Source organism: Streptomyces sp. NPDC058000, assembly GCF_042886435.1.
Lineage (GTDB): Bacteria > Actinomycetota > Actinomycetes > Streptomycetales > Streptomycetaceae > Streptomyces.
Map to the genome: position 1 here is coordinate 69,607 of NZ_JBHVQS010000044.1, position 6,309 is coordinate 75,915.

Sequence of the window (6,309 nt, forward strand, 5' to 3'; positions counted from 1 at the left end):
CGGCGGGTTACTTCATCCAGCCGTCCTCGTACTTCCGGTACGTGCCGTCGTGGGTGGCGAGGTGGACCCACTGGTCGACGTACGCCGTGAACTGGTAGTCGCCGCGGGGCAGTGCGTAGGCCTTCTCGGAGAAGGTGAACGGCTGGTCCGGGTGGACCGCGCACAGTTCGGGGTGGATCTTGGCCTGGTAGCGGGTCTCGCTGGCGTCGGTCATCATCACGTCCGCGCGGCCGGCGACGATCTCGTCGAAGATCGTGGTGTTGTCCGGGTGGACGGTGAGGGTGGCCCGCTTGATGTGGGCGCGGGCGAACTGCTCGTTGGTGCCGCCGGGGTTGACCACGACGCGGGTGCCGGGCTGGTCGATCTGCTCCAGGGTCCGGTACTTGTCCTGGTCCGCGCAGCGGACGATGGGGGTCTTGCCGTCGGTGCGGGTCGGCTCGCTGAAGGCGACCGAGCGGGCGCGGGCCAGGGTGACCGAGACGCCGCCCATGCCGATGTCGCAGCGGCCGGCCGTGAGGTCACCGATCAACCCGGCCCAGGTCGTCGAGACGTAACGGGGCGTGGCGTCCAGGCTCTTGGCGAGGTCCTGGGCCATGTCGATGTCCACGCCGCGGTAGCTGCCGGTGGCGGGATCGCGGTAGCTGAACGGGCGGTAGTCACCGGTGGTGCAGACCCGCAGCACCCCGCGGCGCGGGATCTCGTCCAGGAGCGTGGCCGGCCGCCGGTCTCGCTGGACGGTGGCGGTGCCCGCGGCCGGGGCCGGGGCGACGGCGTACGAGGCCGCCGGGGCCGCGGCGGTGACGGCGAGCAGGCAGGCGAGGGCGGGAAGGGTCGCGGCGCGCTTCATCGTGGGCTGACTCCTGATTAGGTGGCCGAAGCGCTCAGGGTGGCAGAGCCCGGCCACCGGGTGAACCCCCTGACCGGCTTGTGGGACGGCCCCCGAACCGCGGCCGCCCGGGCGTCGCCCGGCCCCGTCAGGCTCCGTACGGGTCCGTCGCCCCGGCTTCGCCCGGCTGCTGCGGCACCGCGTCGGCGAGCCGGGCCAGGAGGTCCGCGGCGCGCTTGGCCACCGTCTCGCGGTCCCCCTCCGACAGGGCCGAGCCCATGCCCACCGCGACGGCGCCGGCGGCGATCCACTCGGGTGCGGTCTCGGTCGTCACCCCGCCCGTCGGCACCAACGGCGCCTGCGGCAGGGCGGCGCGGACGTCGCTGATCCAGGACGGGTGGTGGCCGGCGGCCGGGAACAACTTGAGGGCGTCCGCGCCCAGCTCCAGGCCGCGCACGATCTCGGTGGGCGTCGAGACCCCGGCGAAGACCGGAACGCCGTAGCGGTGGCCGGTGCGGATCACTGCGGCGTCCAGGCTCGGGGCGACCAGGAAGCGGGCGCCGGCGTCCACCGCCATCCTGGCCGACGCGGCGTCAAGGACCGTGCCGGCGCCGATGACCGCGTCGTCGCCCAGCTCGCGGGTGAGGGTGGTGACCGCCTCCAGCGCGAAGGGTGTGGTGAGGGATATCTCCAGGCTCGTGATGCCCGCCGACAGCAGGGTGTCGGCGGTGGCGCTCGCCTCGTCGTAGGTCTTGCTGCGGACGATGGCGAAAACGCGCTGCGCCAGTGCGGCCCGGGTGATCTCCCAGCGATACACGGCAGTTCGCCGTCCTTCCTTCTTCTCCGACGCCCTCGCCGCGGTGATGCGGCGCACGACTGACCCAGCACTTTCCGGGGCGCGCCGCGCCGGCTGACCGCTGATGGCCCCTTTGCCGCCGATGCCCGCCCGTTCCTCGTTTCTGCCGAAACGCTACCGGCAACCACTGACAATCCTCTCTCGGGGTGCGCCCCTGTGCGCCCCTTCTGCCGAGAATGGGCGGAGGAGAGGGGGAAGTGGCAGGTGGGATCGGGGTGTCCGGGGGAGCACAACGGCGGCCGGGGTGCGTGGGCACCCCGGCCGCCGGGCGGACGGTCCGTCAGCTACCGCTGCCGGTTCTCAGCAGCTGCGGTCGACGAGGTTGAAGGTCTTGTAGTGGTCGGCGGTGTAGTAGTCCTCCTGCTGCTGCTCGCCGGTCACGATGCGCCGGGCGCCACGGGTGGGCGCACCCGGAGTGATGACGGTGTACTCGTGGTAGTAGTCCGCGCTCTGGGACGGCAGGACGCCTTCGACGTTGGTGAAGACCGACCCGTCCTTCCCCGGGTACGGGAAGGGGCCGCCCTTGTCGATCAGCGAGAGGGTGTCGTGGGCCTGGGAGGGGAGCTGGGAATAGCAGACGCTGCCGACGTCGTTGGCGTGGACGCTCTTGACGTGGGCCGCGACCGCGTGGGTCGTGGCGACGGCGGGCGTCGCGGCGACCGCGGTGCCGCCGAGGAACAGGGCCGATGCGAGGGCGCCCGCGGCGCCGATCTTCGTAATCCGTGGGGGGATTCTCATGCCGTCCAGAATGACGCGCGTAGACATGCCCCTGTCAATCCCAAGGAGCTTAAGTTTCCCCGGAGTTCACAGGGATACTCCGAGGAAACCCCATTTGTTCCGCTTCACCGGCCGCGTGTTCCCCTTGACCGGTCACGCGTTCCGCTTCACCGACACCCCTCTGGAGGACCGCCCCATGCGCGTCAAGGACTTCGACCACCTCGTGCTCACCGTGGAGGACATCGAGCGCTCGCTGGCGTTCTACTGCGGCCCCCTCGGCCTGGAGCCGGTCCGGGTCGACGAATGGCGGGCGGGCAAGGCGCCGTTCCCCTCGGTGCGGGTGACCCCGTCCACCATCATCGACCTGGTCACCGGCGACCGCAGCGGGTCCAACGTGGACCACATCTGTCTGGTCGTCGACCCGCTGGACTGGCAGGAGGTCATCGACTCGGGCCGCTTCACGGTGCTGGAGGGCCCGGTCGGCCGGTACGGGGCACGCGGCGAGGCGCAGTCGATCTACGTGTCCGACCCCGACGGCAACACCGTCGAACTCCGCTGGTACCCCCAGGACGCCGCGTAGCGGCCGCGGACCCTACGTAGCTCTTTGCCTCAGAGGCAAAACTTTTGCCTCTGAGGTGAAGGCTGGCTATACCGGAGCCATGACCGAGCTCCCCGACGAGCCCTCCGGAGCCCCTCCGGAGGAGCTGTCCACCGTCGCCCCCCGCCTCCGTGACCTGCGGCGAAGCAGCGCACTGACGCTGGAGACCGCGGCCCGGCGGGTGGGCCTGTCGCCCGCGCACCTGTCGCGGCTGGAGACCGGTCAGCGGCAACCGTCGCTGCCGATGCTGCTGGCCCTGGCCCGGACGTACGGAACCACGGTATCCGACCTGCTCGGCGAGACCGCCCCGGAGCGGGACCCCATCGTGCGGGCCGGCCGCGCCGAGCCCTCGGAGGCCGGCGGCTGGACGTACTGGACCGTCGGCGGCGCCGGTCGCGCCCTACAGGCCCTGCGGGTGCACGTGCCGCAGCGGGCGCAGGGGGACCTGGTGCGGGTGCACCCCGGCGAGGAGTGGCTCTACGTCCTCACCGGACGGCTGCGGCTCACGCTCGGCGAGGCGGTGCACGTACTGGAACCAGGGGACGCCGCGCACTTCGACTCGCTCACCCCGCACCGGCTGGCCGCCGCCTCGCGCGGCGGGGCGGAGCTGCTGTTCGTGCACACGCTGCTCCAGAGCGGCGCCGCCGAGCTGTGCCTGGGCGACCGCGCGCCGCACCGCCGCGGCGGCTGAGCCGCGGCCGTCCACCGTCCGCCGTCCGCCAGCCATCGCCGACCATCCACCGTTCACCGTTCCGGAAGGGAAGGACCGTCCACCATGCCCGACCACACCACCCCCGCCGCTCCCCCGGCCGCCGAGGGCGCACCCGACGCCCCGACCTCCCGCCGCTACGTCGAGAACAAGCCACCGCGCGGTCTGTACGTGCGGGTCTTCATCTACGTCGTCGCCACCCATGTGCTGCTGGCCTTCATGAGCGTGCTGGTGCTCGTCGCCAGGTCCCGACCCTGACGTCCCGTCAGGTCCTGTCGGCCCGGGCCCCCTTGCCCCGCCCCGGCGATCGGGTGAACCCTGCTGCCGCACCGTGCCCGACGCGCGCCCGGCAGCACGTCCGCGGCGCGACGCACGCACCAGACTCGTCCGTGAACCTCGCTGCACCGAGGAGGACCGAAGGATGCACCGTACGCGCACCGCGGCCGCCACCGGCCTCGCCGTGGCCCTCACCGTGATCCCACTGGCGGGCATGGCGGGGCCGTCCGGCGCCGCGCCGGCCCAGGGGTCCGACGGCCCCCGGGCCAGACCCGCCACCGCCGCCCTCTCCCCCGTCCCGCAGTCCGTCCACGACCGCTCCGACCACGTCACCGTCACGCGCACCGTGGCCCTCGTCGCCGGGCCGAAGACCGATGCCCCGGCGCTGGCGCTGGTGACGAAGTCCCTGAAGGCCGCGGGCGCCCAGCGCGTCCTACGGACCGGCCGGGCCGCCCCGGAGAACGGGCGGTTGACCGTCTTCCTGGACGGGCCGGGCGCACAGCGCGCCCTCAAGGAGCTGGGGGCGCGCGGCACCGCCGGGCTCCCGGCCGAGGGCTATGTGCTGGCCGCGGGCCGCGGCCGGATCGCGCTGGCCGGCAGGGACACCACCGGCACGTACTACGCCGCGCAGACGCTGAGCCAGCTGCTGCCGCGCCACGACCGCCCGGGTGCCCGCGTGCGCGGCACCGTCGTCCGGGACTGGCCGGCGACCCCGCTGCGGGGCGTCATCGAGGGCTTCTACGGCACCCCGTGGTCCCACGCCGCCCGCCTCGACCAGCTGGACTTCGCCGGCCGGCACAAGATGAACCTCTACGTCTACTCCCCCAAGGACGACGCCTATCTGAGGGAGAAGTGGCGCGATTCCTACCCCGCGGACCAGCTGGACCGCATCAAGGAGCTGGTGGACCGGGCCCGGGCCCGGCACGTGGAGTTCACCTACGCCCTCTCCCCCGGGCTGTCCGTCTGCTATAGCTCGGCCGCCGACGTCAAGGCGCTGACCGCCAAGTTCGGGACCCTGTGGGACATCGGGGTGCGGACCTTCGCCGTGCCGCTGGACGACATCAGCTACACCAAGTGGAACTGCGCCGCGGACAAGGAGAAGTTCGGGACCGGCGGCGGCGCGGCCGGCACCGCCCAGGCGCAGCTGCTCAACCACGTCAACCGGGAGTTCATCGCCCGCCATCCGGGCGCGCGGCCGCTCCAGATGGTGCCGACCGAGTACTACGACCTGAAGGCGACGCCGTACAAGGCGGCGCTCGCCGCCAAGCTGGACGCGAACGTGCTGGTGGAGTGGACGGGCGTGGGCGTGATCGCGCCGACCATCACCGTCGCGCAGGCGAAGCGGGCCCGGGAGGTCTTCGGGCACCCGATCCTGATCTGGGACAACTACCCGGTCAACGACTACGTCAGCAAGCGGCTGATGCTCGGGCCGTTCAACGGGCGGGAGTCCGGACTGTCGGCCCAGCTGGCCGGGATCACCGCGAATCCGATGATCCAGCCCGCCGCGTCCAAGCTGGCCCTGGCCACCGTCGCCGACTACACCTGGAACGACCGGGCCTACGACGCGCGGGCCTCCTGGGGCGACGCCATCGAGGAGCTGGCCGGCGGCGACGCCCGCACCGCCCGCGCCCTGCGGGCCTTCGCGGACGTCAACTACACCTCGGCCATCAACCCACGGCAGGCGCCCGAACTGTCCGCCGCCCTCGACCGGTTCCGCCACGACGGCAGGGCCCGGCGGCTGGACGCGGTGCTGCGCGACCTCCAGGACGCGCCCGGTGTGCTGCGCGACCGGCTCCCCGACCGGGGCTTCGTCCGGGAGAGCGCGCCGTGGCTGGACGCCACCCGAGCCTGGGCCGTCGCGGCCCGCAACGCCCTGCGGCTGGTCGAGGCGGACCGGACGGGCGACAAGGCGACGGCCCGGCAACTACGGGACCGCATCCCGGGGTTGGTCACGAAGGCCAAGGCGTACGTCTACGTGGACATGAAGGGGAAGCGGATCCCGGTGGTGGTCGGCGACGGGGTGCTGGACACCTTCGTCGCGGACGCGCTGGCCGGGCGGGGCGCGCAATGAGGTGACGGGTCCACTGCGCGGGGCTCGCTCGTACGTCGTCGGCCGTCCCGCCGTGTGGGTTCTCGCCGTTGCGCCTGCGGCGGGCCGGTCCGCTGCGCGGGGCGCACTCGTACGTCGTCGGCCGTCCCGCCGTGCGGCGTCCCGCCGTTGCGCCTGCGGCGGGCCGGTCCGCTGCGCGGGGCTGTTGGGTGCGGTGACGGGCCGGAGGGGGTGGTGGGGGTGGCGTGGGGCGGGGTTCAGAGGAGCACACACCACC

General features: G+C 72.9%; 7 protein-coding genes. 4 read left to right on the top strand and 3 right to left on the bottom strand.

Annotated features, from left to right (window positions below; translation table 11 throughout):
- Positions 1-7 precede the first annotated feature (7 nt).
- From ACFVT2_RS31375 to ACFVT2_RS31385, 3 genes are all read right to left on the bottom strand, one after another.
- The gene (locus ACFVT2_RS31375) at positions 8-847 is read right to left on the bottom strand and encodes a transporter substrate-binding domain-containing protein (RefSeq protein WP_390023328.1); all 840 of its coding nucleotides are present in this window, start codon (positions 845-847) and stop codon (positions 8-10) included.
- Positions 848-974: 127 nt separating this feature from the next.
- Positions 975-1,643, bottom strand: a complete 669-nt coding sequence (locus ACFVT2_RS31380; protein WP_390023330.1) for a bifunctional 4-hydroxy-2-oxoglutarate aldolase/2-dehydro-3-deoxy-phosphogluconate aldolase — start codon at positions 1,641-1,643, stop codon at positions 975-977.
- Between the two features lie 339 nt (positions 1,644-1,982).
- Positions 1,983-2,420 carry a ribonuclease domain-containing protein gene (locus ACFVT2_RS31385; RefSeq protein ID WP_390023333.1) on the bottom strand — a complete coding sequence of 146 codons (438 nt, stop codon included), beginning with the start codon at positions 2,418-2,420 and terminating at the stop codon, positions 1,983-1,985.
- Positions 2,421-2,595: 175 nt separating this feature from the next.
- On the opposite strand from ACFVT2_RS31385, the gene ACFVT2_RS31390 reads away from it, so the two are divergent.
- From ACFVT2_RS31390 to ACFVT2_RS31405, 4 genes are all read left to right on the top strand, one after another.
- Positions 2,596-2,979: a VOC family protein gene (locus tag ACFVT2_RS31390; RefSeq protein ID WP_390023344.1), complete on the top strand. Its 384-nt coding sequence runs from the start codon at positions 2,596-2,598 to the stop codon at positions 2,977-2,979.
- A 79-nt stretch (positions 2,980-3,058) separates the two neighbouring features.
- On the top strand, positions 3,059-3,688 hold the full coding sequence (locus ACFVT2_RS31395) for a helix-turn-helix domain-containing protein (protein WP_390023335.1): 630 nt from the start codon (positions 3,059-3,061) through the stop codon (positions 3,686-3,688).
- A gap of 84 nt (positions 3,689-3,772) precedes the next feature.
- A complete protein-coding gene (locus ACFVT2_RS31400; protein ID WP_390023338.1) occupies positions 3,773-3,964 on the top strand; it encodes a DUF6126 family protein in 192 nt (63 codons plus the stop codon).
- A 163-nt stretch (positions 3,965-4,127) separates the two neighbouring features.
- Positions 4,128-6,053, top strand: a complete 1,926-nt coding sequence (locus ACFVT2_RS31405) for a beta-N-acetylglucosaminidase domain-containing protein (protein WP_390023341.1) — start codon at positions 4,128-4,130, stop codon at positions 6,051-6,053.
- The last annotated feature ends 256 nt before the right edge of the window (positions 6,054-6,309 follow it).